At 40.3% G+C, this 25,564-nt stretch carries 20 protein-coding genes; 3 read left to right on the forward strand and 17 right to left on the reverse strand.

Annotated features, from left to right (window positions below; translation table 11 throughout):
• Window positions 1-24: 24 nt before the first annotated feature.
• The 5 genes from B9T24_RS09340 to B9T24_RS09360 form a co-directional block, all read right to left on the reverse strand.
• Window positions 25-2,304, reverse strand: a complete 2,280-nt coding sequence (locus B9T24_RS09340; protein ID WP_086165513.1) for a DUF6160 family protein — start codon at window positions 2,302-2,304, stop codon at window positions 25-27.
• Window positions 2,305-2,334: 30 nt separating this feature from the next.
• Complete coding sequence (locus B9T24_RS09345; protein WP_086165514.1) at window positions 2,335-3,012, reverse strand: hypothetical protein; 678 nt, start codon at window positions 3,010-3,012, stop codon at window positions 2,335-2,337.
• Window positions 3,013-3,021: 9 nt separating this feature from the next.
• Window positions 3,022-4,482 (reverse strand): hypothetical protein, encoded by a 1,461-nt coding sequence (locus tag B9T24_RS09350; RefSeq protein ID WP_086165515.1) that lies wholly within the window; start codon window positions 4,480-4,482, stop codon window positions 3,022-3,024.
• A gap of 246 nt (window positions 4,483-4,728) precedes the next feature.
• Window positions 4,729-5,298 carry a dCTP deaminase gene (gene dcd / locus B9T24_RS09355; RefSeq protein ID WP_004648130.1) on the reverse strand — a complete coding sequence of 190 codons (570 nt, stop codon included), beginning with the start codon at window positions 5,296-5,298 and terminating at the stop codon, window positions 4,729-4,731.
• A gap of 125 nt (window positions 5,299-5,423) precedes the next feature.
• Window positions 5,424-6,017, reverse strand: a complete 594-nt coding sequence (locus B9T24_RS09360; RefSeq protein ID WP_086165516.1) for a LysE family translocator — start codon at window positions 6,015-6,017, stop codon at window positions 5,424-5,426.
• Window positions 6,018-6,298: 281 nt separating this feature from the next.
• Between B9T24_RS09360 and B9T24_RS09365 the strand changes: the two genes are divergently transcribed.
• Complete coding sequence (locus B9T24_RS09365) at window positions 6,299-6,841, forward strand: DUF2062 domain-containing protein (RefSeq protein ID WP_086165517.1); 543 nt, start codon at window positions 6,299-6,301, stop codon at window positions 6,839-6,841.
• Window positions 6,842-7,220: 379 nt separating this feature from the next.
• Here B9T24_RS09365 and apbC read toward each other — a convergent pair whose 3' ends face one another.
• From apbC to B9T24_RS09395, 6 genes are all read right to left on the reverse strand, one after another.
• Complete coding sequence (gene apbC, locus B9T24_RS09370) at window positions 7,221-8,507, reverse strand: iron-sulfur cluster carrier protein ApbC (RefSeq protein ID WP_086165518.1); 1,287 nt, start codon at window positions 8,505-8,507, stop codon at window positions 7,221-7,223.
• Between the two features lie 274 nt (window positions 8,508-8,781).
• The gene (locus B9T24_RS09375; RefSeq protein ID WP_086165519.1) at window positions 8,782-9,156 is read right to left on the reverse strand and encodes a cupin domain-containing protein; all 375 of its coding nucleotides are present in this window, start codon (window positions 9,154-9,156) and stop codon (window positions 8,782-8,784) included.
• Window positions 9,157-9,240: 84 nt separating this feature from the next.
• The gene (locus B9T24_RS09380) at window positions 9,241-10,356 is read right to left on the reverse strand and encodes an NAD(P)-dependent alcohol dehydrogenase (RefSeq protein WP_086165520.1); all 1,116 of its coding nucleotides are present in this window, start codon (window positions 10,354-10,356) and stop codon (window positions 9,241-9,243) included.
• Window positions 10,357-10,389: 33 nt separating this feature from the next.
• A complete protein-coding gene (locus B9T24_RS09385) occupies window positions 10,390-11,844 on the reverse strand; it encodes a benzaldehyde dehydrogenase (RefSeq protein ID WP_086165521.1) in 1,455 nt (484 codons plus the stop codon).
• A gap of 100 nt (window positions 11,845-11,944) precedes the next feature.
• On the reverse strand, window positions 11,945-12,826 hold the full coding sequence (locus B9T24_RS09390) for a transporter (protein ID WP_086165522.1): 882 nt from the start codon (window positions 12,824-12,826) through the stop codon (window positions 11,945-11,947).
• 281 nt (window positions 12,827-13,107) lie between these two features.
• Window positions 13,108-14,901 (reverse strand): sigma-54-dependent Fis family transcriptional regulator, encoded by a 1,794-nt coding sequence (locus B9T24_RS09395; protein ID WP_086165611.1) that lies wholly within the window; start codon window positions 14,899-14,901, stop codon window positions 13,108-13,110.
• A 512-nt stretch (window positions 14,902-15,413) separates the two neighbouring features.
• Between B9T24_RS09395 and B9T24_RS16900 the strand changes: the two genes are divergently transcribed.
• Window positions 15,414-15,575 (forward strand): hypothetical protein, encoded by a 162-nt coding sequence (locus tag B9T24_RS16900; RefSeq protein WP_171264882.1) that lies wholly within the window; start codon window positions 15,414-15,416, stop codon window positions 15,573-15,575.
• 300 nt (window positions 15,576-15,875) lie between these two features.
• Window positions 15,876-17,228, forward strand: coding sequence for a glutathione-disulfide reductase (gene gorA, locus B9T24_RS09400; protein ID WP_086165523.1), 1,353 nt, complete (start codon window positions 15,876-15,878; stop codon window positions 17,226-17,228).
• Window positions 17,229-17,525: 297 nt separating this feature from the next.
• On the opposite strand, the gene B9T24_RS09405 is transcribed toward gorA, so the two are convergent.
• From B9T24_RS09405 to B9T24_RS09430, 6 genes are all read right to left on the reverse strand, one after another.
• Entirely contained in the window at window positions 17,526-19,025 is a 1,500-nt protein-coding gene (locus B9T24_RS09405) for an amino acid permease (RefSeq protein WP_086165524.1), read from the reverse strand.
• A 415-nt stretch (window positions 19,026-19,440) separates the two neighbouring features.
• The gene (astE, locus tag B9T24_RS09410; RefSeq protein ID WP_086165525.1) at window positions 19,441-20,415 is read right to left on the reverse strand and encodes a succinylglutamate desuccinylase; all 975 of its coding nucleotides are present in this window, start codon (window positions 20,413-20,415) and stop codon (window positions 19,441-19,443) included.
• 23 nt (window positions 20,416-20,438) lie between these two features.
• Entirely contained in the window at window positions 20,439-21,779 is a 1,341-nt protein-coding gene (astB, locus tag B9T24_RS09415) for an N-succinylarginine dihydrolase (RefSeq protein ID WP_086165526.1), read from the reverse strand.
• 21 nt (window positions 21,780-21,800) lie between these two features.
• A complete protein-coding gene (gene astD, locus B9T24_RS09420) occupies window positions 21,801-23,270 on the reverse strand; it encodes a succinylglutamate-semialdehyde dehydrogenase (protein ID WP_086165527.1) in 1,470 nt (489 codons plus the stop codon).
• Between the two features lie 2 nt (window positions 23,271-23,272).
• A complete protein-coding gene (gene astA / locus B9T24_RS09425) occupies window positions 23,273-24,301 on the reverse strand; it encodes an arginine N-succinyltransferase (RefSeq protein WP_086165528.1) in 1,029 nt (342 codons plus the stop codon).
• Between the two features lie 10 nt (window positions 24,302-24,311).
• Window positions 24,312-25,532, reverse strand: a complete 1,221-nt coding sequence (locus tag B9T24_RS09430) for an aspartate aminotransferase family protein (protein WP_086165529.1) — start codon at window positions 25,530-25,532, stop codon at window positions 24,312-24,314.
• Window positions 25,533-25,564: the final 32 nt, after the last annotated feature.

Consider the following 25,564-nt stretch of genomic DNA (forward strand, 5'->3'; position numbering starts at 1 on the left):
TATATTTCCCTGTATTATAATGATTTATCTAGGTGTAATTCCAAAAGTACTGCGCATTGCTCCTCCTGTAATCGCAAATTCAGCCACTTTTTGCATACTCCCTGATGGAGACATGGCCATTTCAGCTCGGAATACACGTCCTACATTTCCCGCATCAATTTGCGCTTTTGTCAACAATGTCGATGGATGATTAAAAGTTATTTTATTATCCAAAACGACGCTATCTTTTTTGACCTGAATTGCTGATTCAAGACCAATATGACCTTGCATTTTATTTAAATTGACACTTGTTGAAGTAATAGACTGATTGCTTTTCACATCATCGGTAATAAAGCTCACATAACTCCCCAATACAGATTGATTATTTTTTTCTGCTGTCGTTAAGGGATTAAATTCAAAATTTGCTTTTAGACTTAAAAAATTAGTATCAGGTGTTGTTGAAGAATTCATACCTGGAATAATAAATAACTCACCTTTACCATCGAGTTTAAAAGCGATTGAACTTAATACATCATCTTTACGGGCAAAATTATCTATTGGAACAACTTGACCACACTTATTAGAACCACTCTGACAGTTATATAAAGAACCTGGCAGTTGTCCTATTGCAATTTCGGCTTTTGCTGCAAATAATAAATTATCCGCTTTAATATAAATGCCATCATTTTCAAAACCAATAACCCCATCTGATTTTAAATATGAATCAATATTTCTTAAGCCAGCATAATAATTCACTTCTTCATCATGTAAACCTTTAGCCCCATCAACAATAATAATAGAGGTTGTACTGAGTGCATTGGTTTTTTTATCAATACCATAGCCTTCTGTCGACATGGCCAAGTTATACCCTAAGCCAGATTTTGTCGTATTGTTATAACTATAAGTTTTAGAAAATAATGCTAAATTTGCATTTAAATTAAAGATGGGTAAACCAATTCCCCATTCCCCAGATGAACTTGTAATTTCAGCAATTGAGTTATCAGAAATAAAACGAGCTTTACGCGCAATTGCTTGAAAATCCATACCACGAATGGCAATTAAAGCGACATTCTGCCCCTTATCTGCTGGTGTCATGTCATATTTTAAATCTGTACTCGCAGCACCAAGAACCTTTTTGACATTCTCATTAACAATAAAGCTCAAGGTTTTGACTTGTGCTGTATTAATATAAAGATCACCAAAATCAATATATGCATTACGTGTATTCAGATCTGAAACAACGGTCGAATTACGGATGGTTAAAGGTGATAAGTTCGAGAACTCAACGGCATAACTTCCATGCCCAGTATGTCCAATTTCTAAAGTCGTAGGATTATCATTAACCCCTAATAAAGCATTTCCTTTTCGGGTAAAGTCAGCAGAAACTCCCATATGTAGACCACCAGCACCCGCAAATTCATAACCTGCTGCTGTTTTTGTGGTTTCTGTGAGGTTTGCTGATGCATTATTAACCGAGTTAAATTCTGCAAGACCTGCCTGATTGGCATTAAAAAAGACCTTACCGTTGGTAACAGCACCCGATGCTCCCATACGAATGATATTTTTCTGATTACTTGGATCTGATCCATAACGCAAATCAATATTTACACCAGGATTTTTTGCCCCCGTCCGACTAGAATCAACATCCGTTAAGTCCGTTACCCGAGCTAAATTTACAATATGATCCGTTTGACCATCTTTACTTTTTGTGGTTAAAGCTATTCCCTCATTCTGGTCTAAATACAAATAACCATCGGCAGAAAAATTGAAATTGAAATCTTTTAAGGTTAACGATTGCCCATTTAAAGCATAACCAATACTGGCATTTTGCAATTGGAAATCTAAATGTGCTAGTTCATCACGATTAAATAAACCAGCAGAAGTTTGCAGATAAATCTGTAAAGGCGAAATCGTTGAAAGACTTAATGAGCCTAAATTTTGTGAAGCAGTAGTGCAGTCAGCTGCTCCACACAGTAACATCAATTTTTCAATCGTTGCTTGAAAGGGTGAGATACTGGCTTGAATTTTGATGCCAGCACCATGATCTGTTTTTCCCACATCAAAATCAAGGGTACTTTTAATGTTACTGTTATCTAAGCCTTTCACTTCAATATTATGAAGCCCTAATTTCATACTGCCGGTATTGCTATAGTCTATCCAATTGACTTGATCAACAGTCACCTTAGACACTTCATGCGTAATGGATATTCCATCTTGCCCTGTCACAGTACTCAGTGAAGAATCATTTAATTGCTCTAACGCATAACTGTGTTGTGCTAAAAAAATACATACCGTAAGTAATTTTAATTTTGTTATTTTTTTCATTCTAACATCCTTATTTTTCGAAAATTTTATTTAGCAACGGCTGCTTGTTGTTCCTGCACAGTTATAACTAAAGATTTTCAAATTACCCGACATATGCAAATTCCCATGCACATTGACTCCCATAAATCCTGTTTCAGCACCTTGATCAAAACTAGGGACTGCATTCCCATTATTATAGGTAGTATAGGTATTTTTATTTAAATAACCCTCTTCGCCATTACTCTCCACAGCTAAACTAGAGAAACCTAAATTACGTATTTTTAATGGCTTATCATCATAAAATGTCAGGTTCATGGCCGTTTGCGGATTACCATCTTTATTAATAATGGTGGAACCATCTAAAGAAAATTTATCAATTTGAATCGTGCCTTGAATCTGTTTAAAAACCAACCATTTCTTATTGTCTACACCATTCACTTTTTCAATATGATTATTTGGAGAAAAAGCAAAACGACATAAAACATTGGCTACACAATCATACTGATAATATGCGCCAGTCATATTTCCTTCATTAACCAGAGCCAAATTAGAAATATCTTTTTTACTCATATCATTCGCATATTGATGGTTTAAAGACAATGTCCAACTCAAATCTGCACCTCCCTGCCCAGTCACATCTAACAATTCTGCATTATCGAGACCGACCAACTCTGCATGAACCGTACAAGTAAGTAATAAAGCAACAGAAATAGCTATTTTATTTAACATTTCAATTTCCTATAAACCTGTAGTTTTAAACTTAAGATGTTGAATCAACACACCATCTATTACAACAGAACCCAAGTTCACTGCCGTTCCTGTCGGGCTTCTAAATACAACGCCTGTGGCATCTGCTCCAGTATTGGCTTTTAACAAATTAGTGGTGGGATCACGCGTTACACTACCAATGGCAATACTACTATGCGTTGCATTATTTCCTTGATAGTTAATGGTGTTTGAGCCAGAGGTCAGTGAAGAAGTATTAAATCCACAGACGTAGACATTACAAGTAGACCCTTGATACTCACTGGTCGCAGACAAACTGCTATAAGCCACATCATAATTTGTATAAATTTTCTTATAAATATTAGGGACATTCGGTATACGAGTGACTTCTAAAATAATATTATTGCCTTCAGAGCCCAAAACAAAGGGTTGATACATATTTCCTAAAACTAAATTAATATTCGGACTATATAAGTACATGCCTTCTTTATCATTAAATAAAGGGGCCTCTGAATTTTGTTGTAATGCGGGCGTTGAATATGTTCCATCATTTGTCGTGGCTGTACTTAGGCGAATGGCTTTTGCATCTAAACCAACATCAGTAAATTTTAGATTTGAAGGATCATCATTGGTATTCAAACGTAAAACACTGGCCATTCCCAGAGTTTGATTATATTGCGGTGTTGTTGATGGCATAGTTTGGAAAAGTCGTATTTGTGAACCACTCAAACTTAGTCCATTTGCAACATACTGCAATCTTAAACGCTGATTTTTATCTAAATCAACGTCATTGGTGGGATCACCTGCGACTGGCTTTGCAACTGGCGCACCTGTAATCGGATTAATGGCATTACTTGAGTTCCAACTGCGCGAAAATGCATCTAACCAGAAACCTAACTTAATATTATTATCGCTTTCGTCTGCAGTGACTTGAGCTAACGGTGCTTCTAAAGCTAAATAACTAATATCTCCAGCAGCATTACTACTCGAAAATTGTTGAATATTATTCGCTGTACCTGCACGAAATAACCAAGGATTAATAGAACTTCCCCAGTTAAAGCCAACATTACTAAAACGCTGATTTAAATTACTATTACTCGCAGACAGTGCTAAACCATAAATAAAAATGTCTGCTTTGGTTCTTTTCGCTGCGGCTTGAGCGGCTGTTAATGTGAGGTTGGCATAATTTTCACCAGTCGGAATAATACGTATAAAACCAGTATCTTTTTTCGATGCTTGGAGTAAGGCGGCAGAATCGGTTAAAACACCATAACTTGAGGCGGTCGATAAATCATTGGCACCCTGAAAAACCATTTTGAAATTTTCAGGTAATAGTGCCATGCCTTCACCCGTTGTGTCTGCAAGGTGATCATCTGACAAAGATTCAAGCGCATAAACTGATTGGCTCATCAAAACAGCAATTACACTGGCCAAACAAGACTTTTTCAATCCTGTATTCCAACTTTGAGTCATCACGACCTTCCTTTTTTATCAGATGCTCCGCATCATTATTTTCATTTCGTCCTAAGCTTGGTACGTCAAATTTTTATTTATTTGTCATGACAACAATATTCTGACCAAGTTTGTACAACTTTTTATTATGCTGAATATTTATTCAATTGCAAAAAAAACTGGGTAAATGTAAGGAGTTTCCGATGAATGAATCCGACAAAAAATAAGCGGACCAAAATGATCCGCTTATTCAACTCTTTATACTATTTATGCTTTCGGCAAAGTCACGCCTGTTTGACCTTGATATTTACCACCACGGTCTTTATATGAAGTTTCACATACTTCATCAGATTCAAAAAATAGCATTTGCGCCACACCTTCACCTGCATAAATACGTGCAGGCAAGTTTGTTGTATTTGAAAACTCTAAGGTAACATGACCTTCCCACTCAGGTTCAAGTGGTGTTACGTTCACAATAATACCGCAACGAGCATAGGTTGATTTACCTAAACATACCGTCAAAACATTACGTGGAATACGGAAATATTCGACCGTACGTGCTAAGGCAAATGAATTTGGCGGAATAATACACACATCAGATTCAATATCAATAAAGCTTTTATCATCAAAGTTTTTTGGGTCGACAATTACTGAATGCACATTGGTAAATACTTTAAATTCACGTGCGCAACGTACATCATAACCATAGCTTGAAACACCATAAGAAATGAGTTTTTCACCCGCGTCATCATAGCGAACTTGGTTTTCTGCATACGGTTCAATCATGCCGTGATTTTCGCTCATTTCACGAATCCAACGATCAGACTTAATTGCCATTCTTTCTATCCAAAAATAGTTAAATCAATTATTGCGCTGTACTTTAACTGAAATCGGCTGCAATGGAAATGATGATCAGGCGATGATGTCATTTTTTACCAAATGTGCATTTTCATCGCCTTATTTTAAAAACTTAAAAGAGCAGAATAACTCAGTGGAATAGAGAAACTAATCAACACCAAAGAGGCAGTTTTTTGTAAGTTCGATTGATTTAACCAACGTACTTTATTCGAGGCTAAAATAGAACCGATAAATGTCCAAAACAATGCAATTGGCACAATCAAAAGCAAAAACAGCCCCATATGCAGTAAATAAGCCTGCATGGTCAGCCAAGCTGTAGTTGGGAAAATAGCAGACGCAAAAAGTAATGCTTTAGGATTGAGTAAAGTGGCACAAAACAACTCACGTGCGCGAATGGTCGGTTGATTATAACTGGCTTCGATATCAGCCGTTTTCCAAAGTTTAATGGCAAGAAAAATAATATACAGTGCACTCAACAGCTTGAGTAATATCGGGATAATTGGAAATTGGCTTGAAACCGTCCCAATAATCATCCCCCAAACAGTGATTGAAATTAAATAACCGATTGATTCTGCTGGAATAAGTCGTAATGATTGGCGCACACCTACCTGTATACCAGAAGATGCAAGCAATGTATTTGTTGGGCCAGGTGTCAATAAAATAGTGACCACCAAACCAATGAACAGCCATGAAATCATATGCGACCTCTCTATATAGAGTGCGCGAAGAGTAAATCACTTTATTATACTTAGCAAATATGAAATTTCACACCTTATCCAAAACACTAAAACCACTCATAAAAATATATAAAAATTAAAAAGTTAGACAAATATATTCAATATAACTTAAGCGTCATTTGTTAATAAAAATTTCGACTCTCACATTTAAGGCCCTCAATGCGCTACATTAACCGATAGTTAAACTGTTACTTAGTGCTCTATTCAGGCACAATATTTCATTACTTAAGCATCCTACTTTTATGGCAAAACAGTTCTTTCGGTCATGGCTTCCCTCTCCCCTTAAAGTCTCAAATATGAAGCTGATGAAGGTTTTTGGTCAACGTACCTTAAATCCGTTGCTGTGGTATGTGAACAGAAAGTCCATTTCAAAAGCCATTTTTATTGGCACCTTTTGGGGCATGTTACCTTTGCCTTTTCATAGTCTTTTAATTGTTTTGACGGTATTACTGTTTGAAGTCAATTTACCGATTAGTTTATGTCTCGCTTGGCTCACCAATCCTTTTACACTCATCCCTATTTTATATATTGGTTTTTGGTTAGGGGCTCAGGTCTTTCAGGTCAATATGATTGATCAAGATATGATGCTTGGTGTTTTACACCAAATCAGCCACTGGATTAGTCATTTTGGTCACGGGCATATCGACTTAAGTTTGGCAAAAATTCTATTGTCAGGTTTAGTGTTGGAAGCTTTCATTTTTGCCATTTTGTTATTTGTCATTACTCGATTATTTTGGCGATGGAGCATTATTCAGCATTATAAACGTCGTCGTTATATCAAATAATCAACTAACCTTTAGATAAGCTAATCTCTTTATTCTTGTTATGACAACCATTTTAAATTTCAGATTTTCCCTCGTCATCCTTGTTTTATCACACTTTATAAACTACAAAAGTAGATATACACATCATAAAAAGCCCAACCGAGGTTGTAATGCTGATCAATTAAGGGTAATTCAATTATTACTCATTTAAAAATCTCCCCTAACCCCTCTTTGAAAAAGAGGGGAACTCTCGAAAATTTAAAATCATTTTATATTCTTGAAACTCCCTCCTTTGAAAAAGGATGAGAAACGCTGTTTCGCAAGGGGAGGATTTAAAAATGCTTAACTGATCAGCATAACAACCGAAGTTGAGCTTCTTAAAATGGCATTTTCATGTCTTTTAGAAAATTCGGTTCTGAGGTTTTTCCGCTTTAGGCAGTTGATCTATAATTTTTTGCGCAATCGCAAGATAGCTTTCTGCGGCATCATCACCTGCAATTACAGATGGTTTACCTGCATCTGCATTTTCACGGATTTGTACATTTAAAGGTAAGCGCCCAAGCAAAGGAATTTGATACTGTGCTGATAATTTATCACCGCCACCTGTCCCAAAAATCTGCTCTTCATGACCGCAATTTGAACAAATATGGGTCGACATATTTTCCACTACACCCATGACTGGAATTTGAACTTTATTAAACAGTTCAATGCCTTTAATGGCATCCATTAATGCCACATTTTGCGGTGTTGTCACAATGACAGCACCAGTCACAGGAATACGTTGTGCCAGTGTCAATTGAATATCACCTGTCCCCGGTGGCATATCAATCATCAAAACATCTAGATCTGGCCATAAGGTTTGGTTAAACAATTGCATCAATGCACCTGTTGCCTTTGGACCACGCCAAGCCACAGGGGTATTATTATCCCCAGTTAAATGCCCAATCGATAAAACAGCCATGCCGTAAGCTTCAATCGGAACAAAATTTTCCGCTTCAATCATGGGAGTACGACCTGCATTTCCCAACATGGTTGGAATACTTGGCCCATAAATATCGGCATCTAAAACACCCACTTTTAAGCCCAATTTCTGTAATGCCAAAGCCAGATTTACGGTTGTCGTCGATTTACCTACGCCGCCTTTACCCGATGAAACCAAGATGACATTTTGAATACGTGGATGCTTAGGCACATCTCTTTGTTGCGGCGCTGGTTTTTGAATAGGTGGATTATTTGGGTCTTCATCTTGCGGTTTTTGCATTTCAGCTTGGGCTGTTTTACCTGAAGCATCCACCACAGGTGGAAGTTTTGCAGTTTGAGCTGCTGCCGCTTCAGATGGTGGTTTACTAGAACAACTATGCCCTTCTTTACCATGATCATGCGTGGAGCAACCTTCTCCGTGTGCATGTTTTTGCTGAATCACATGCATATTCAGTTCTTGGATGCCACATTTTTCCAATGCATCCGCCAAATCATCATGAATTTTTTGCAGTTGATCTGCTTCGGCAGGATAAGTATTAATGGTAATTTGTAATACTCTTCCTTCAACATTCACTTGGCTAATTCGATCCTTCAGTGCATTGTTTGAATCTGGCAATAAATAGCCTTCTAGCACAGTTTGGATTTCGTCTTCCTTCACTTCCTGCGAGGGCGAAAAAACAGATTTAAGCGAAGAAAGCCATGACATACGTTTACTCCAAGTACGGACATACAACTGAATGTCATAGTTTAGCTTTAAATGCAGCGAAGGTTAAGCAAAGTTCTCCCTAGCTTGGTGAATGTTGCTAAAAAACCAACTCAATTAGTTGGTTTTAAGCAAAAACACTTAGATTTGAAGAAATTTCGCCTATTGATTAAAAATACTTTATACAAAAGTCATTTTTCACTTCTGATCATTACAGCTAAATGAAAGCTCATAAAGCTGTAATCTTCATCTCTCTGTTTCGTTCCTATATATCTATTTAAACAGGAATTCCTTCTTCTGCGGTGAAGTGAATGTCAAAAGGTTTATTGGTAATAAAGAGCATTAACACATCATTATCACTCCGTGCGCCATGAAACATTACCGATCCTTCTGGAAACCAGACAAAATTCCCCGGTCCAAACTCGCCCTCACTGGTGACTAAATGCCCCTCTAATACATACATGCCATGCGCACAATGATGCCAATGCTCCACGGTTCTAAACCCTGCTGGATAACGTAACTTCCAAATCATCATGCCTGTATCGGGGTCCTGTAAACAGGTTTTGACAGGCAGCGCATCATTTAAAAAGGGAATCGGAATAAATTCCCACGGCATGGTATTGGTGTTTACCACAAAAGGTTGATCCGCCATTTTTCTGTTCCCTGAATTTATTATTTATACATTTTTTAAAAATGAAATGACCTGATCACATCAATATGATCAGGTCATCAAAAATCAGCCAATCTTGATAATTGGCTTAAGGGTAATCCCTGTTTGGCTATCTATAGCAGCTTGATTGATTTCATCAAAAGCATAGAACTTTACCAGCTGATCAAATGGAAATTTACCTTGTTGATACAGTGTGACTAACTCTGGAATAAATTTCTTCGGTGAACCACTGCCTTCAACCACACCAAGAATTGTTTTTCCGCCCAACAATAAATCATTCACATCAAACTGAGCCGTTGTCCCTAAAGGTGGGGCGCCAACAACCGCGATTTTGCCTAAAATACCCAATGCATCAATGCCCTGTTTTAAGATTTCAGGTCGTCCAGTGGATTCCAAAGCAAAATTGATCCCACCACCCGTAATTTCTTTGATTGCAGCGACAGGATCTTGCGTTTTGCTGTTAATCACATGGGTTGCGCCCAACTGTTTTGCCAGCTCTAAACGAGATTCGACAATATCGACAGCGATAATGATTGCAGCACCACATACTTTTGCCGCAAGCAATGCACTTAAGCCAACAGCACCCGCACCCCATGTCACAAAACTACTCGCAGGTGTTACTTTTAAAGCATTTATACACGCACCAGCACCCGTTTGAATGCCACAGCCTAAAGGCCCCAATAACTCGATTGGTACATCTTTGGTGACTTTAACCGTATTGTTTTCACGGCTTAAAGCATGGGTTGCAAAGGAGGACTGAGCAAAAAAGTGATCGTGTACTACAGCATGATCATGGGTACAAATTGCACTGTGCCCTTCTAGGTCAGCACCACTAAAGTTGCGGCCAAAAAACTCTGAACAATAGGCCGGATTGCCTGTATTACATTGCGTACATTTACCACAATAACCATAGGTTAAAACCACATGATCGCCGACTTGAAGGTCAGTGACATTCGGGCCAATGGCCTCAATAATGCCCGCCCCTTCATGCCCAAGAACGGCAGGCAGCGGTACAGGATAATATTGATCACGGACAATTAAGTCGGTATGACACATGCCTGTGGCGACCACTTTCACCAGCACTTCATCGCCTTTCGGTTGGCGGATTTTAAGCGCTTGCAGCTCAAAGTCTGCGCCTTTACATGCTGTCACTGCGGCAACAATGTCTTTCATTTCGTTCATACGATTACTTCCTGTAATGTGTCATTCAAGTCATTAAAAAGGATAATGTGGTGCTTGAGCCTGTACGGTCATCCACTGCCACTGGGTAAATTCATCTGCATTGGCAGGGCCGCCTATGCGTGTTCCATTTCCTGATGCACCGAAACCACCAAATGGATTGACCGTTTCATCATTTACGGTTTGGTCATTGATGTGTAGTAAACCAACATTGAGCTGAGCACCAAGCTGCATACCTCGTCCAACATTTGAGCTAATAATGCCTGCGGAAAGTCCATAGTCACCGTCATTGGCTAACTCAATCGCTTGTTCATCTGTACTAAAGGAAATGAGAACGGCAACAGGGCCAAAAATTTCTTCACTAAAAATGGGGTTATCTTGGCTCACATTGGAAAGTACAGTTGGCTGGAAAAATACGCCATCAGCATGTCCACCAATTTCCAGTGTTGCCCCTTCTGCAACCGCTGCATTCACCAATTTTTCTACACGTTGCGCTTGTTTAGCATTAATCAGAGGGCCAATGGTGACCTGACTGTCACACGGATTACCCACCACAAAGTTCTTCACTTTTTCAATCACACGCTGTTTGACTTGTTCGTAAATATTTTGATGAATCAAAATTTTGCCTGAAGTCATACAAATCTGCCCTGAATGCAAAAATGCACCCCATGCAATATTTTCGGCAGCCAACTCAATATCGGCATCATCCAGAATAATCAGCGAGTTTTTACCGCCTAACTCTAAAGATACTTTCTTTAAAGTCTTTGCGGCATTGGCACCAACAATACGCCCAACATCTGTTGAGCCTGTGAACTGAATACTGGCAATATTTTTATCTAGTGTCAGTGCTTCCCCAACTTCAGCACCGCCCGGTAATACATGTAAAAGCCCCTTCGGTAAGCCTGCAAGTTCAAAAATACGTGCAATCGCATAACCACTACACACGGCTGTGCGTTCATCTGGTTTAAGCACCACCGCATTGCCTAGTGCCAAGGCAGGTGCAACCGCACGTAATGCTAAATACAGCGGAAAATTAAATGGTGAAATGACCCCAACCACACCTAAGGGTACGCGTTTGGCGATACTTAATTTGCCATTTTGTGTCGGCAGTAATGTGCCCTGTTCAGCCGCAGGTAAACCAATACAATGCTTGAGCACTTGTATACAAATACTGACTTCAAACCCAGCTTTAAGTTGTAAAGAACCACTTTCTTTCACTAACCATTCAATGACATCTGCTTGGTTTTCTGTGAGTAAAGCGGCTGCACGTTCAAATACCGCTTGGCGTTCTTGATAAGACAAAGACCACCATTGTTTTTGTGCTAATTTCGCTTCTTTCGCAGCACTTACAACCTCTGCTCCAGAGGCATAACCAATTTCACCCAGTCCTTGACCTGTAGCCACTTCAACCACGTTATAAGTTGCTTGAGCTGGCTGCCATGAACCGTTGAATAGTTTTTTATCCCAAATCTCTTTTGCTAGTATAGACATCATGACCTCTTAAAATTTAGTGAGACAATTTATTTACTGTTCAAATTTTATAGTCGCAAAACTAAAACAATTCATGTGTTGTCATACACCATGCTTTGAATTAAAAAATGTAAAAAAGTCGAAAATTCAATCCTAAATCTTTCTTGAATCCGCTTTCGACCTGAGTGTCTGAAACCAACTGCGCACTCAATTGGGTTCTTGAATTAACCATTTGCTGGAACTCAAATCGAGCTTGTTGTTTTTCCATGTTCTGTTGAAGCGAGATGCCATCAAGGGACTGATCACCACCATAATTTGCGGCATAACCAAGGGCAATCCGTTGCTTGGCATTCAGGTCATAACGTAAATTGACCTGTGTTTGATAGCTGGTGTCTTGAGACAATGTCTGATTGCCACTGCCTGCTTCATCATTGTCGCCATACCAAATTGCATCTTGATAAAACTCAAAACCCAATTTGCCATAAAGCGGTTGTACCCAAGCCAATTGCAAATCATATTTAAAACGGTTTTCACCCAAATTGACGGCATCATTTTTATCGTATTGCCCAAGCGGCAAATAAATAAATGGCGTTACTGCAAGATAGCGACCAGAAACGCCTTGTTCAGGTTGATTGATGAACCAAAAAGCGGAGGCAATGATGGGGTCAGCAAAACCCGATGCATTGTTTAAATGCGCATCAGCAATTTGAGTATTACGCACCGATCCAAAGGGTATAACAATTTGTGGCGTTGCTCTTAAGCCTGCAATATCGGTGTAATGAATGAAGCGTGCAATCCCAATATCAGATGTAGATTCGGCACGGGCTTTATCACCATTTTGATAATAGCCATCCATTTCACCATGTTGATAATAAAAAACACCGACATTGGTTCCACTTGGTAAAGCCGTATAATCCCCCGCATTCACATCAATGGCATGGCTATGTTGTGCGAGTAAACCACTCAGTATGAGAAGTAACGCATTTTTATTCCTAAAATGCATAATATGTTTCCTTTCATTCAAATTATCCTTAATGACTCATCTCTTTTTTGAACTTTTAATGGCAGTTAAATCAGTTGAGCCTTTGCCAAAAATCATCCAGAGTCCTTGTTCATCGAGTATGAGCAATAGAATAATTGCAGTTTACATGCCAATAATTTAAACATTATTAATCAATATCTTATAAAAATAAAAACTCACCCATGTTCATAAAATGGACACAATAAAAAAGTGACTGTCCAATAAACAGACAATCACTTTTTTAATGATGCGAAAATTAAAGATTAGCTATCTAAATATTTATATACCGTCGTTCTAGAAATATTGAGCCGTTTGGCTGTACGCGCAATATTACCCTTTTCTTCTTGTAAGACCTGAAGAATTAATCGCTTAGTCACCGTTTCTAAATTAGCTTGAAGTAAAGTGCTATCCTCAGTTAATGTCAGCAAGGACACCTGCGATTCGGGTAAACAGAGTTGTTCTAAACACGTTCCTTCTTTAAATGCAGTGGATAGTTTAAGCACATGAATCAGCTCACGAATATTTCCCGGCCATGGATATTGATTAAACTGCTGTTCAACCTGAAGTGTCCAATCGGAAACCTCTAAACTGGTTAAAATGGAATGCAGAATAGATTGCTTGTCTGCGCGTAAGCGTAACGGCTCTAAATAAACCTCAAAACCTCTAATCCGATAATACAAATCACTGCGAAATGCCTGTTGTTCCACCATTTTCTTTAAATTTTGATTGGTTGCACAAATCAAACGAAATGATGATTTAATGGGCTTACGCCCACCGACACGGTAAAAATGCTGATCTTGCAATACTCTTAAAATTTTCACTTGCAAATGTAAGGGTAAATCACCAATTTCATCTAAAAATAAAATCCCCTGATCTGCTAATTCAACCAACCCTTTTTCACCCTGTTTTTTCGCCCCCGTAAATGCACCGCCCTCATAACCGAATAATTCAGCTTCAAGTAGATTTTCTGGAATTGCGCCACAATTAATCGAGATAAAGGGCAAACTTGCATTCAGTTTTTGATGTAAGTTTTGCGCAAAATGATCTTTACCCGTACCTGTTTCACCCGTAATTAATATAGGAATATCCGCTTGAAGTGCTTTAAAAGCTTTATCGACATCCGTCGCAGTTTGAATTGGCTTATGAATAGCCTGTGACTTCTGAACGATTGTTTCTAAATAAGCATAGAAAAAGGCATGATCATGACTTTGTATAAAAAATGACGCTTCGCTCTGATGTTGGAAAAAATGCTCTGCAACAAAGAAGTCCGAAATATTCTGCTTCAATAAATGCTCAACAGTACAATTTAACAACTTTAATGCCATTTGGTTGACTTTAAGCACCTGTCCAAATTCATCAATCACAATCAGTCCAGCATAAGCATTATGTAACAGATCTTTAGAGTGCTGAAAATGTAAAACACGCTGATTGGTTTTTATCTTGGATAAAATAATTTTATTTTCTAAAACATAGCTTTGATACAGTAAATGTCTTAACCAATTGGTTGCCAATAAACCTCGTGTAGAAGTGACATTCAAAGCCCCCAATACATCACCACAGCCATTAAAAACAGGGACTGAAGCACAGGAATAATCGGCAAATTCATTCAGATAATGCTGATGCCCCACCATTACCATAGGTTGTTTGGAACGGATACTACACGTGGGAGCAATTGCGCCAAAAGTTGACAGTTCAATAATTCGACCCGGCTGTAAAAAATGATATTTTTCACCCAAGGAGGAATTGTGCTTTTCTGCAATAATTTTTGAATGGTTATTAATTAAATAGACACTGACATCTTGCTGTCCAAATAGTTGCCATATATCGTCTAAAACCACCTCTGTAAGCGCAGCTAAATTTTGATCTTCTAATGACAAGCTGTCTAAAGGAAAGCCCTGTAAAGAGGTCACTTTGAAAAATGGGCTTAGCCCTGCTTGTTTAGATTGCTCCCATGCTTGAATAATAGGCGAATTTTTTTCAATAGACTCTGGAAGCTCGCCAGTGTTATAAAAGTTATGCTTGATATCCTGCCAAGAAAATTTAGATAAACCATCCATGATCATATCCCGAACGAATCCATTATTTAAATAATACAGGGCTGAGTCTAAATTAGACATCATGATGCAGCACAATGCCATCAGAATCGGTTTTTAAACTTTGCCCACAAACCCAAATGACCCTAAAAATATCGATAAGATATTGTTTTATATAGAGTCTGTTAAAAGTTCACAATCTCAACTCAAGATCACTATAAGCTAAAGCTAGCATATTTTTATAACATCATTCTAGCGGATCAGTACATATTGAAATTCTTGGCAATGATTTCATTTACACCTGTATTTTGACTCGCTGATTTTATATAAAGGCAAATTCATGTATTAGATAACGTGCATAAATCAAAAAATGACTGAGGCAAATAGCCTGATGGTGCATTTATATCCAGATCACGATAACAAAAGAATCAAAACACAAAAATTTGTTATATTTTTTTAATCATTTTTTGTATCTACAGCTCTTAAGTCAAACGCTACATAATCATTTTATCTTCAATATTGATAGAGATTTGACAATGAACAAAGATCAAAATTCAAGAAAGGCCCCCCAATATGCCGATAGCTCTATTTCAGATAAAGCATTTAAACGAGCAATTTTGTGGTTCTTTATCTACTGCTCTATATTTATTATTGGCGTGGTATTCGCTGTAGGTGCTGATCATTCATATTTAAATTAAGATTTTATAAATTTACAACAGTTCCTCATATCCCAATTTCACCCTGTCTTTTCCACGATAAAACCCTACATTATTTCCTGTAAATTGTTTAACATAAAAGTGAGCTAAACAAATCACTCGCTACAAGATATTGGTCAATACTCAGCGTCAAACAAACAACAACTTCTGGCAGAAATGGATACAAAACATTGCAATGACTTAAATTTAGCCAATGTTAAACTTCTTTTATGCTTACTTTGAGCGTTTACAATCAAGCGTCCATCTCAAATAAAATAACTTGAAAATAGAACGAGGTACTTTATGTCTAAACACTATGACTACATTGCAATTGGTGGAGGGAGTGGCGGAATTGCATCGGTGAATCGTGCTGCGTCTTATGGCAAAAAATGTGCTTTGATTGAAGCGGGTGATCTGGGTGGGACATGTGTCAATGTCGGCTGTGTGCCTAAAAAAGTCATGTGGTATTCCGCTCAAATTGCGGATGCCATTCAAAAATATGGTTCTGATTATGGCTTTAATAGCGAACTCAAAAGCTTCGACTGGAAAAAGCTCGTCGAAAATAGACAAGCTTATATCCAAAGAATTCATGCCTCTTATCAATCTGGCCTCAGCAAAAATCAGGTCGATGTTATTCATGGCTTCGCGACATTTCTTGATCATAAAACAATTGAAGTCAACGGTGAAACATTCACAGCAGAGCATATTTTAATCGCCACAGGAACGCAGCCTTCGCGCCCGAATATTGAAGGGGCAGAACATGGCATTGATTCAAATGGTTTCTTTGAATTACAAAAATTACCAAAACGTACCGCAATTATTGGCTCAGGTTATATCGCGGTTGAACTCGCAGGTGTTTTAAATTCTTTAGGTTCCGATGTTCAACTTTTCATACGTAAGCATTTGCCTTTACGTAGTCTAGACCAGTTTTTAGGTAAAACCTTATTAGAAAGTATGCGAAGTGATCACATTCAAGTTCATACGCAAGCGACTCCGGTTAAAGTGTCCAAACTCGAAGATCAGTCTCTGCTTTTACAGCTTGAGGATGGCACGCAGCATATAATTGATTGTCTGATCTGGGCGATAGGAAGAGAGCCCAACACGAAAGCGCTTAAATTAGAGCGTACCCATATTCAATTGAATGATTCAGGCTACATTCAAGTTGATCAATTTCAAAATACCACCCAATCTGGTCTTTATGCTGTAGGAGATATTACTGGAAAAGCAGAATTAACGCCTGTTGCCGTTGCTGCTGGTCGCAAACTTTCAGAGCGCTTGTTCAATGGCAAATCTGAAGAATATCTCAATTACGAAAATATACCGACAGTTGTGTTTAGTCATCCCCCTATTGGGACTGTTGGTTTAACCGAAGAACAAGCCATTGCCCAATTTGGTCAAGATCAAATTAAGGTCTATAGCTCGTCTTTTACCTCTATGTATACGGCAGTCACGCAGCATCGACAAGTTTCAAAAATGAAATTGATTTGTTCTGGCACAGAGGAAAAAATTATTGGTATTCATGGTATTGGTTACGGAATGGATGAAATCCTGCAAGGTTTTGCCGTCGCCCTAAAAATGGGTGCCACCAAAAAAGACTTTGACGATACAGTCGCCATACATCCTACTTCAGCCGAAGAATTCGTCACCATGCGTTAATTGATCTTGGGTCATAATATGACTGATCTCGTATAGCTGATACTAGGCACTTTAACTGGTTTCAAACAATTTCGGTTTTGTCTTCAGTCGAATTTAACGCCTAAATCAGATGCAACTTTTGCATCATGGATGATCCTAGCAGTTGTTATACATTTAATGAGATTTGTATACGGACTATGATTCGTCAGCATTGTACAAGTCAAAGCGGGAAGTAAATTCAGTTTGCTCATTGAATTTTACTTCCCGCTATTTTTAAATAACAAAGGTCAACAAATGCTCGCTAATTCTCAACAGACCCTAGTTATTCTCGTTAAATTCCTCAGGTTCTATACGCTTTCCATGGGTCAAAATCCATGAACGTTGCACGTATTTTTTACTCTTGTAGCGATAAGCAATAAAGAGTCCGATGAACCACAAAGGTGAAAAAGCCAAAGAAATCATGGTGTCATGATCTAATGCCAAGATCGCAACCACAAAAATCAGAAAAGCCAAGGTAATCCACGCCATAAAGACCCCACCCGGCATCTTATAAGCAGATTGTTGATGTAATTCTGGTGCTTTTTTGCGATATGCCAAATAGGACAAAATAATCATCGCAAAGGTGAAAATACACAAAATAGAGGTAAAGGCAGAAATAATAATAAAGGCCGTCATCACATTCGGCACAACAAATAAAATGGATGTACCAATCACCACACACAACATCGAAAACAACAAACTAAGCACAGGCACTTTGCTTTTTGACAAGCGACCAAAGCTTTTAGGTGCATCTTTTTCAACCGCCAAACCATATAACATACGACTGGTGGCAAAGACGCCGCTGTTTGCCGAAGACATTGCAGAAGTTGCGACAACAAAGTTGACAATACTGGCCGCAGCAGGCAAGCCAATGAGGGTAAACATTTCCACGAACGGACTTTTATCAGGTGAGATATGTGCCCAAGACGTTACTGCAATAATACATACCAGTGCGCCAACGTAGAACAATAAAATTCGTAAAGGAATAGAGTTAATCGCACGTGGTAAAGCAGTATGCGGATCTTTGGTTTCTGCTGCCGTTGTCCCAACCAATTCAATACCGACAAAAGCAAAAACAGCAATCTGGAAGCCTGCTAAGAAACCACTCACGCCATATGGAAACATGGATTGCCGATCGACAACATGTGCCAAAGAAGCCTTAACACCATCTGGAGAGACGAAACCAATGGTGACCAAATAAATCCCCACCATCAGAAGCAAGATAATCGCGACAATCTTAATTAGAGCAAACCAAAATTCGACTTCACCAAACAATTTTACCGCAACAAAATTGAGCAAAGTTAAAATGGCAATGGAGCTAAAAGCTGGTATCCATGCGGGTAAATCGGGATACCAAAACTGGGCATAGCCGCCAATCACAATCACATCCGCAATTGCAGTCACAATCCAGCTTAGCCAATATGACCAGCCTAAGAAAAAGCCTGCCCAAGGGCCTAAATAAGCCGTGGCAAAATCAGCAAAAGACTTATAGTTGGTATTGGAAAGCAGAAGCTCTCCCATCGCACGCATGACGAAGAAGAAGAAAAAGCCAATAATTAAATAGGTCAAAATAATCGAGGTGCCCGACACAGCCAGTGTCTTGCCCGATCCCATAAATAGACCCGTGCCAATAGCACCGCCAATGGCGATCATCTGAATATGCCGGTTCGTCAGTGACCGCTCTAATTTTTCTTCTTCAACCGACTCATAATGATGCCCGCCCAGCAAATCACCTTCCAGCGCTTCATTTGATCGATTGTTCTTGTTGCCATTCATCATGTTTATTACTCCAATTTACAACACATCAGGTTGTAAATATGGGATTACGCAGAAATCAATCATTGATTTTCGCAATCCAATATTCAGCCACACATATTTTTAATACACTTATTCTGCATATTATTCAGGTGCAAGATTCCATATCCTTAAAATCTAGAGTTACCTGATATAATTGTCGCAAGATGCAACATACATGCCAAAATAAAATTACTTTCTATTAAAAAACATGAGCTTAAATAAAACACGATATAAACCTTCCCGCTGAAGATTAATATAAAAATCATCTTCGCGTGAATATATTAAATTTATATTGTTAACAATATCCATATATTTAATTCCATTTAAAAAGTTAACCAAAACTATGCAGCCTAAAACTATAATTTCACCATTTTAAAATATGACACTTAAAAACAAATTAATTGACTTCAGTTAAAAGTAGGCCTGCCCTGAGACCTTTTTTCACCTGAGGATTGGGAAATAAAATCCAGATCGGCTGCTGCGCCACCACATAAGGTTTACCCTGCTGTGTGGCAATCACTGCACCAGACTGGAACACTGAAAAATTAGGTGCGGAATCTGCAACATTAAGCTGAAAATCATCTTCCGTTTTAATGATGGAATCCGCGACCTGAAAGGTTTGCATCGCCTTTTTCTTACGCATTGGCAAATCTTGTGCGCTCAATACAGTCCGCAACACCTGATCGATGGCAGAGAATGCCAATAAATCATTTTGACCAAAAGGCTTGGCATGTCCCAGTTCCAAGGTGGCACTTGCGGCCTGAAATTTTGAACTGGTGAAATGTGTGAAGGTTTTTCCTACGGCATTGTGATACACAACAGCATCAAGCTCCGCAGCATTCAGGCTGGCAAGCAATGCAGCATCATAGGCATGGGTTTGGTACGGAAATAAAGCAAAGGTTGGCAGCAATGATGGGCGAATAGCCGTATGCAGGTCATAATGGTAAAGCTGCGCTTGCGCATGGCTGTTTGTGAAGAAATCCGTCACGATTTGCTCCAGTTCTACCACACGCTGTGCTTCTGTCGTTGCCAAAAATTGCTGCTGTACACCGCAAAACATGCGGTTCATGTCATTTTCAATATAGCGTTGACCTGAACGAATCGCTTCAGGGTTGCCCAAAATCAACAGCAAGCGAACCTTCAGTTCCAACTGTCCCGTAAAAATATCCTGACTCAACTGTGCCAATAATTCGATTGGCGCAGTTTCATTGCCATGTACACCTGCTGAAAGCACCACAACTTTTTCATAGGCCTGTTTCGGGGTCAAAGATAAAACCCCTTCAGCCAGCCATTCCCATGTAAAACTGTCTAGCACTCCCCGCGATAACGCGGGTTGTTTTGCTTCTAAAACCAGACCTAAGAAATCAATCATGTGCTTTCAACTCGTGTGCTGAACTATTGCTGGAAGTGGTAAACTGAACCCAATCCAAGGATTTGGGTTAATTCGTCCAATGCCGTACGGCTTTCAATCAACAACATCGGGTCGGCCAAATCTTGCTGAGTCATTGCATCACGGTAATGTTGATCTACCCATACATTTAAACGATTGAACAAACTGTCATTCATCAACACATTCGGATTAATCGCTTGTAGTTCTGCTTCATTTACCGCGACACGCAAGCGTAAACAAGCTGGCCCACCACCATTGCGCATGCTTTCACGCAAGTCGAAGACTTTAATGTCATCAATCGGTGTACCCATCTGGATCATGTCACTCAGATAGTCCCATACCGCTTTATTTTGACGCGATTCTTCTGGTACAACGATGCTCATACCGCCATCTGGACGAGTCAACAACTGACTGTTAAACAAATAGGTATTCACCGCATCTTGCACCGACACACGCTGCTCAGGCACTTCTATCGAAATAAAGTCCTGTTCTAAATGCGCCATCTTCTGGCGGATTTCAGTCAACGCTTCGGTCTGATTTAAGAAGGCTTGCTGGTGATGGAATAAGACCTGTTGGTTGCTCACCGCAATCACGTCATTGTGGAAGACACCTTGGTCAATTACATCCGGATGCTGCTGCACAAATACAGTTTGCGCAGGATTAAGCTGGTGTAGGCGTGCAACGGCTTCACTGGCTTCAAGCGACTGACGTGCAGGATAATGTTTCGGGCCAATACCGCCACCCAAAAATTGCTGCCCATAAACAAACACTTGTACGCTGGCTTGATCATAAGCACCGCCTAAACGGTTATGATTGGCAGCACCTTCATCGCCAAATAATGAGACAGGTGGCAATGCAGCATGATGAGCAAAATGACGTTCATCATTAAACATCGCGGCCATAACACGTGACGTGGTTTCATGTTCAATAGAACGATGGAATTTGTTATTCAAATTGGCCGCAGTAAAATGCACACGTCCATCCGCACTGTCTGCCGAAGGAGAAACCGTTGCCGCATTTGCTGTCCACATACATGACGCTGAACTGAGTGCAGACAACAATGCAGGAGATGTACGCATCGCCTGTTCAATCACACTGTGATCATCACCGCGAAAGCCTAACTTACGTAAAGTCGGTACATGTGGACGTTCTTGCGGTGCAAATACGCCTTGCTTCAAGCCCATATCCGACAAAGCCTTCATTTTTAAAAGGCCTTGCTTGGCAGCAAGTTTAGGATTAGAAACATTATTTCGGTTTTTGGTCGATGCTTCGTTCCCGAACGACAATCCCGCATAATGATGCGTCGGTCCAACTAAACCATCAAAATTAATTTCATAGCCTGACATTTTAAACTCCCTATCCTTGAACTACAGCACAATGCCTGGCGATAATTTCTCAGGTAAATTTACCTGATCACTTTCAAGCGATGCCATTGGCCATGCACAATAATCTGCCGCATAGAAGGCACTTGCACGATGGTTGCCCGATGCACCAACGCCACCAAAAGGTGCTGCACTTGAAGCGCCAGTTAAGGGTTTGTTCCAGTTGACAATGCCTGCACGTGCTTCAATTAACAAACGCTCAAACAAATCACGATCTGGAGAAACTAAGCCAACAGACAAACCAAAACGTGTTGCGTTGGCAATTTTCAGTGCTTCATCAAAGTTGTCATAGCGGTAAATACAGCTCAGTGGTCCAAAGTATTCTTCATCAGGCACATTGCTGACACCAGTCACTTCAAGAATTCCAGCGCTTAATAGACTGCTATTCGCATCTGGCTGTGTCACTGACAATAACGGGGTTGCGCCTAAATCAATCAGACGCTGCTGTGCTTGTAAAATCTGTTGCGCAGCATTTAAGGAAATCACACCGCCCATGAAAGGTTGCGGCTGTGCATCCCATTGACCGACCACCAGATCACGCGTCACTTCAAGCAAGCGCTGGATGAAGGCATCGCCTTCTGTACCGTTTTTAATAATTAAACGGCGTGCACAAGTACAACGCTGTCCCGCAGAAACAAAAGCCGATTGAATGGTCAAATTCACTACAGCATCAATATCGGTAATTTCATCAATAATCAGTGCGTTATTGCCACCCATTTCGAGCGCCAAAATCTTTTCCGGCGCACCTGCCAATTGCTGATGTAAGTGGTAGCCTGTGTTGGCACTGCCCGTGAACAATAAACCATCAATTTCACTTGATTGTGCAAGCGCTTCGCCTGTGCTACGACCACCTTGAACCAAGTTCAACACACCATCAGGTAAACCTGCGGCTTGCCATAACTTCACGGTTTCTTCTGCCGTCCACGGTGTCAACTCACTCGGCTTAAACACCACGGTATTGCCTGCGATCAAGGCAGGAACAATATGACCATTGGGTAAATGACCCGGAAAATTGTACGGTCCGAATACAGCCAATACGCCATGTGGACGGTGGCGCAATGATGCAGCCCCATCCGCCATTTCAGTCAGGCTTTCCCCAGTACGCTCATGATAGGCACGAATTGAAATCGCTACTTTGCCCATCATCGCCTGAACTTCAGTGAGGGTTTCCCAAAGTGGTTTGCTGGTTTCACGACTGATCACCGTCGCTAACTGCTGTTTGTTCTGTTCCAACAAAGTGGCAAAGCGTTGAATAATTTCAAGACGTTCTGCTAAAGGACGACGTGCCCACGCTACAAAAGCGGCACGTGCAGACTGACAAGCCTGCTCTACTTCGTCCGCAGTTGCTTCAGCACCTTGCCAAATTGGCTGTTGAGTCACCGGATCAAGTTTGTTCCACACTGCGCCATGCGCAGGAGACCATGCTCCGTTAATATATAAATTTCCTTGTGACATTATTATTTCTCCATGATATCTAAAGGCAGCAGACGAACGCACTGCCCAGCCTGTACACCCAAGGCCTCGGCCTGTGCGACAGTTAAAGGCAAGCTTGCGTGATCCGCCTGATTGCTGACCAGAATGGCGCGGTAATGCTGATAGCAGTCATTGGCAACCAAATAGCGGATGGTGCCTTCCTGTACTTCAGGCACTACCTTCACCTTACAGACGTGGCTGTTCTGAACAGCGCGCAAATCTTTAATTTCAGCTTCCAGTGTCGGGCCAGCATCAAAAATATCGACATAGCCCTGATAGCGTAGCCCTTCCGTTTCCAGCACATGCGCTGCTGGCAAAGTCTGTGGATGCACTTGCGCAATCACTTGCTGCGCAGCGGAAGGAAGCAGGTCCATATACACTGGAAAACGTGGCATCAGTTCTGCAATAAAGACTTTCTGACCAATGCCGCTTAAATAGTCTGCGGTAGCAAAGTCCATATCAAAGAAATGATGACCCAGCGCATCCCAGAATGGCGAACGCCCATTTTCATCTGAGTAACCACGCATTTCAGCAATCAGCGTATTTTTAAAGCAGTCCTGAAAAGCCGCCATAAATAGGAAGCGGATTTTGGACAAAAATTTGCCGTTCTGATTTTTGCGGAAGTCAGGGTCAAGAAATAAGGTGCATAATTCGCTGCATCCCGTATGGTCATTACTTAGAAACAGCGTATTCAGCGTCTGATAAACATTCAGCGCTTGTGATGCATGCACCTGCTTGCCCACGTGATAATTATAAAATGGCTCAGTCAGACCGACAGAAACCTCTATTGCGCTGACCCCCACCACACGTTGTAATTCGGTATCTTCCAAGACAAAAAGATAGCCCTGTTCACTTTGGGCAGCTTGGCCTTGCAAGGTATTTTGGGTGCGTAAAATACGGGCAGACAAAATTTCTTTATTTTGTGGAAGAGAGGTCAGGCCAATGCCTGACTTCCCTGCCAAAATATAGATATCGTCGAGGTCTTTATGCTCTGCATGTCTAACAATCATCATAGCGAGAAGCCTATTTCTCGTTAACGAAACGCGCTAAAGCACGGTCAAAGCGCTGTAAGCCTTCTTTAATCTGCTCTTCAGCAATAATTAATGACGGTGTAAAACGCACGACATTCGGGCCAGCCACCAAAGCCAACAAGCCTTCCTGACCCGCAAGGGTAACAATGTCTTTGGCCTTGCCAGCATATTCAGCTTTCAGTACACAGCCGATTAACAGACCTTGGCCGCGAATTTCTTCAAACAGGCCATAGCGTGCATTCAGCTCATTTAAGCCTTCGGCAAAAATCTGTGCACGAGTACGTACACCATTCAAGACTTCAGGCGTATTAATAAACTCAAATACCGCGCTTGCCACCGCAGACGCCAACGGGTTACCGCCATAAGTTGTACCGTGATCACCCACCACAAACATATTGGCGTATTTGTCTGTAGCGATCATCGCACCAATGGGGAAACCACCGCCCAAAGCTTTCGCTGTGGTTAAGATGTCTGGTGTCACTTCAGTATTCATGTAGGCATACAGCGAACCTGTACGGCCCACACCTGTTTGCACTTCATCAAAAATCAACACAGCACCATGTTGATCACACAATTCACGCAAGCCTTTTAAGAACTCAGGTGTTGCGGTAATCACACCACCTTCGCCCTGAATCGGCTCGACAATCACTGCGCAAGTTTCTGCGTCAATGGCAGCACGTGCAGCGTCCAAATCATTAAATGGTAGATGCTGGATACCTTCAGGCAGCGGTGCAAAATCCTGTGAATATTTTGGCTGACCACCTGCGGTCACAGTAAATAATGTGCGACCATGAAAGGCATTTTGAAAAGCGACAATTTTATTTTTATTGGCAGAACCTGAAAGCAAGCCCACCTTACGTGCTAATTTCAATGCCGCTTCATTGGCTTCTGCACCTGAATTACAGAAAAAGACTTTATCGGCAAAAGTACTTTCGACCAATTGTTTTGCCAAATTCAAAACCGGTTCATTGGTATAGCCATTGCCAATATGCCAAAGCTTTTGCCCTTGTTCGACCAAGGCTTTAACCGCTACAGGATGCGCATGCCCCAAAGCATTAACGGCAATACCACCAGCAAAATCAATATATTCTTTACCTGCCTGATCCCACAAACGAGAACCTTCGCCTCGTACAGGAATAAATTGTGCAGGTGCAAAAACAGGGACCATATACTGATTGAAGTCTTGGCGATTCGGATGAAAATTTTGGCTCATGAGATCCTCTTCCTTACATAAATAAGGCTTTA

Origin of the sequence: Acinetobacter sp. ANC 4654 (genome assembly GCF_002135425.1) — a bacterium.
In the GTDB taxonomy this organism is placed as follows: Bacteria; Pseudomonadota; Gammaproteobacteria; order Pseudomonadales; family Moraxellaceae; genus Acinetobacter; species Acinetobacter kyonggiensis.

What these genes read in the sequence shown, in the direction of transcription:
- B9T24_RS09340 (WP_086165513.1), bottom strand. Translation starts at nt 2,304, where the DNA reads ATGAAAAAAATAACAAAATTAAAATTACTTACGGTATGTATTTTTTTA.
- B9T24_RS09345 (WP_086165514.1), bottom strand. Translation starts at nt 3,012, where the DNA reads ATGTTAAATAAAATAGCTATTTCTGTTGCTTTATTACTTACTTGTACG.
- B9T24_RS09350 (WP_086165515.1), bottom strand. Translation starts at nt 4,482, where the DNA reads ATGACTCAAAGTTGGAATACAGGATTGAAAAAGTCTTGTTTGGCCAGT.
- dcd (WP_004648130.1), bottom strand. Translation starts at nt 5,298, where the DNA reads ATGGCAATTAAGTCTGATCGTTGGATTCGTGAAATGAGCGAAAATCAC.
- B9T24_RS09360 (WP_086165516.1), bottom strand. Translation starts at nt 6,017, where the DNA reads ATGATTTCATGGCTGTTCATTGGTTTGGTGGTCACTATTTTATTGACA.
- B9T24_RS09365 (WP_086165517.1), top strand. Translation starts at nt 6,299, where the DNA reads ATGGCAAAACAGTTCTTTCGGTCATGGCTTCCCTCTCCCCTTAAAGTC.
- apbC (WP_086165518.1), bottom strand. Translation starts at nt 8,507, where the DNA reads ATGTCATGGCTTTCTTCGCTTAAATCTGTTTTTTCGCCCTCGCAGGAA.
- B9T24_RS09375 (WP_086165519.1), bottom strand. Translation starts at nt 9,156, where the DNA reads ATGGCGGATCAACCTTTTGTGGTAAACACCAATACCATGCCGTGGGAA.
- B9T24_RS09380 (WP_086165520.1), bottom strand. Translation starts at nt 10,356, where the DNA reads ATGAACGAAATGAAAGACATTGTTGCCGCAGTGACAGCATGTAAAGGC.
- B9T24_RS09385 (WP_086165521.1), bottom strand. Translation starts at nt 11,844, where the DNA reads ATGTCTATACTAGCAAAAGAGATTTGGGATAAAAAACTATTCAACGGT.
- B9T24_RS09390 (WP_086165522.1), bottom strand. Translation starts at nt 12,826, where the DNA reads ATGCATTTTAGGAATAAAAATGCGTTACTTCTCATACTGAGTGGTTTA.
- B9T24_RS09395 (WP_086165611.1), bottom strand. Translation starts at nt 14,901, where the DNA reads ATGGATGGTTTATCTAAATTTTCTTGGCAGGATATCAAGCATAACTTT.
- B9T24_RS16900 (WP_171264882.1), top strand. Translation starts at nt 15,414, where the DNA reads ATGAACAAAGATCAAAATTCAAGAAAGGCCCCCCAATATGCCGATAGC.
- gorA (WP_086165523.1), top strand. Translation starts at nt 15,876, where the DNA reads ATGTCTAAACACTATGACTACATTGCAATTGGTGGAGGGAGTGGCGGA.
- B9T24_RS09405 (WP_086165524.1), bottom strand. Translation starts at nt 19,025, where the DNA reads ATGATGAATGGCAACAAGAACAATCGATCAAATGAAGCGCTGGAAGGT.
- astE (WP_086165525.1), bottom strand. Translation starts at nt 20,415, where the DNA reads ATGATTGATTTCTTAGGTCTGGTTTTAGAAGCAAAACAACCCGCGTTA.
- astB (WP_086165526.1), bottom strand. Translation starts at nt 21,779, where the DNA reads ATGTCAGGCTATGAAATTAATTTTGATGGTTTAGTTGGACCGACGCAT.
- astD (WP_086165527.1), bottom strand. Translation starts at nt 23,270, where the DNA reads ATGTCACAAGGAAATTTATATATTAACGGAGCATGGTCTCCTGCGCAT.
- astA (WP_086165528.1), bottom strand. Translation starts at nt 24,301, where the DNA reads ATGATGATTGTTAGACATGCAGAGCATAAAGACCTCGACGATATCTAT.
- B9T24_RS09430 (WP_086165529.1), bottom strand. Translation starts at nt 25,532, where the DNA reads ATGAGCCAAAATTTTCATCCGAATCGCCAAGACTTCAATCAGTATATG.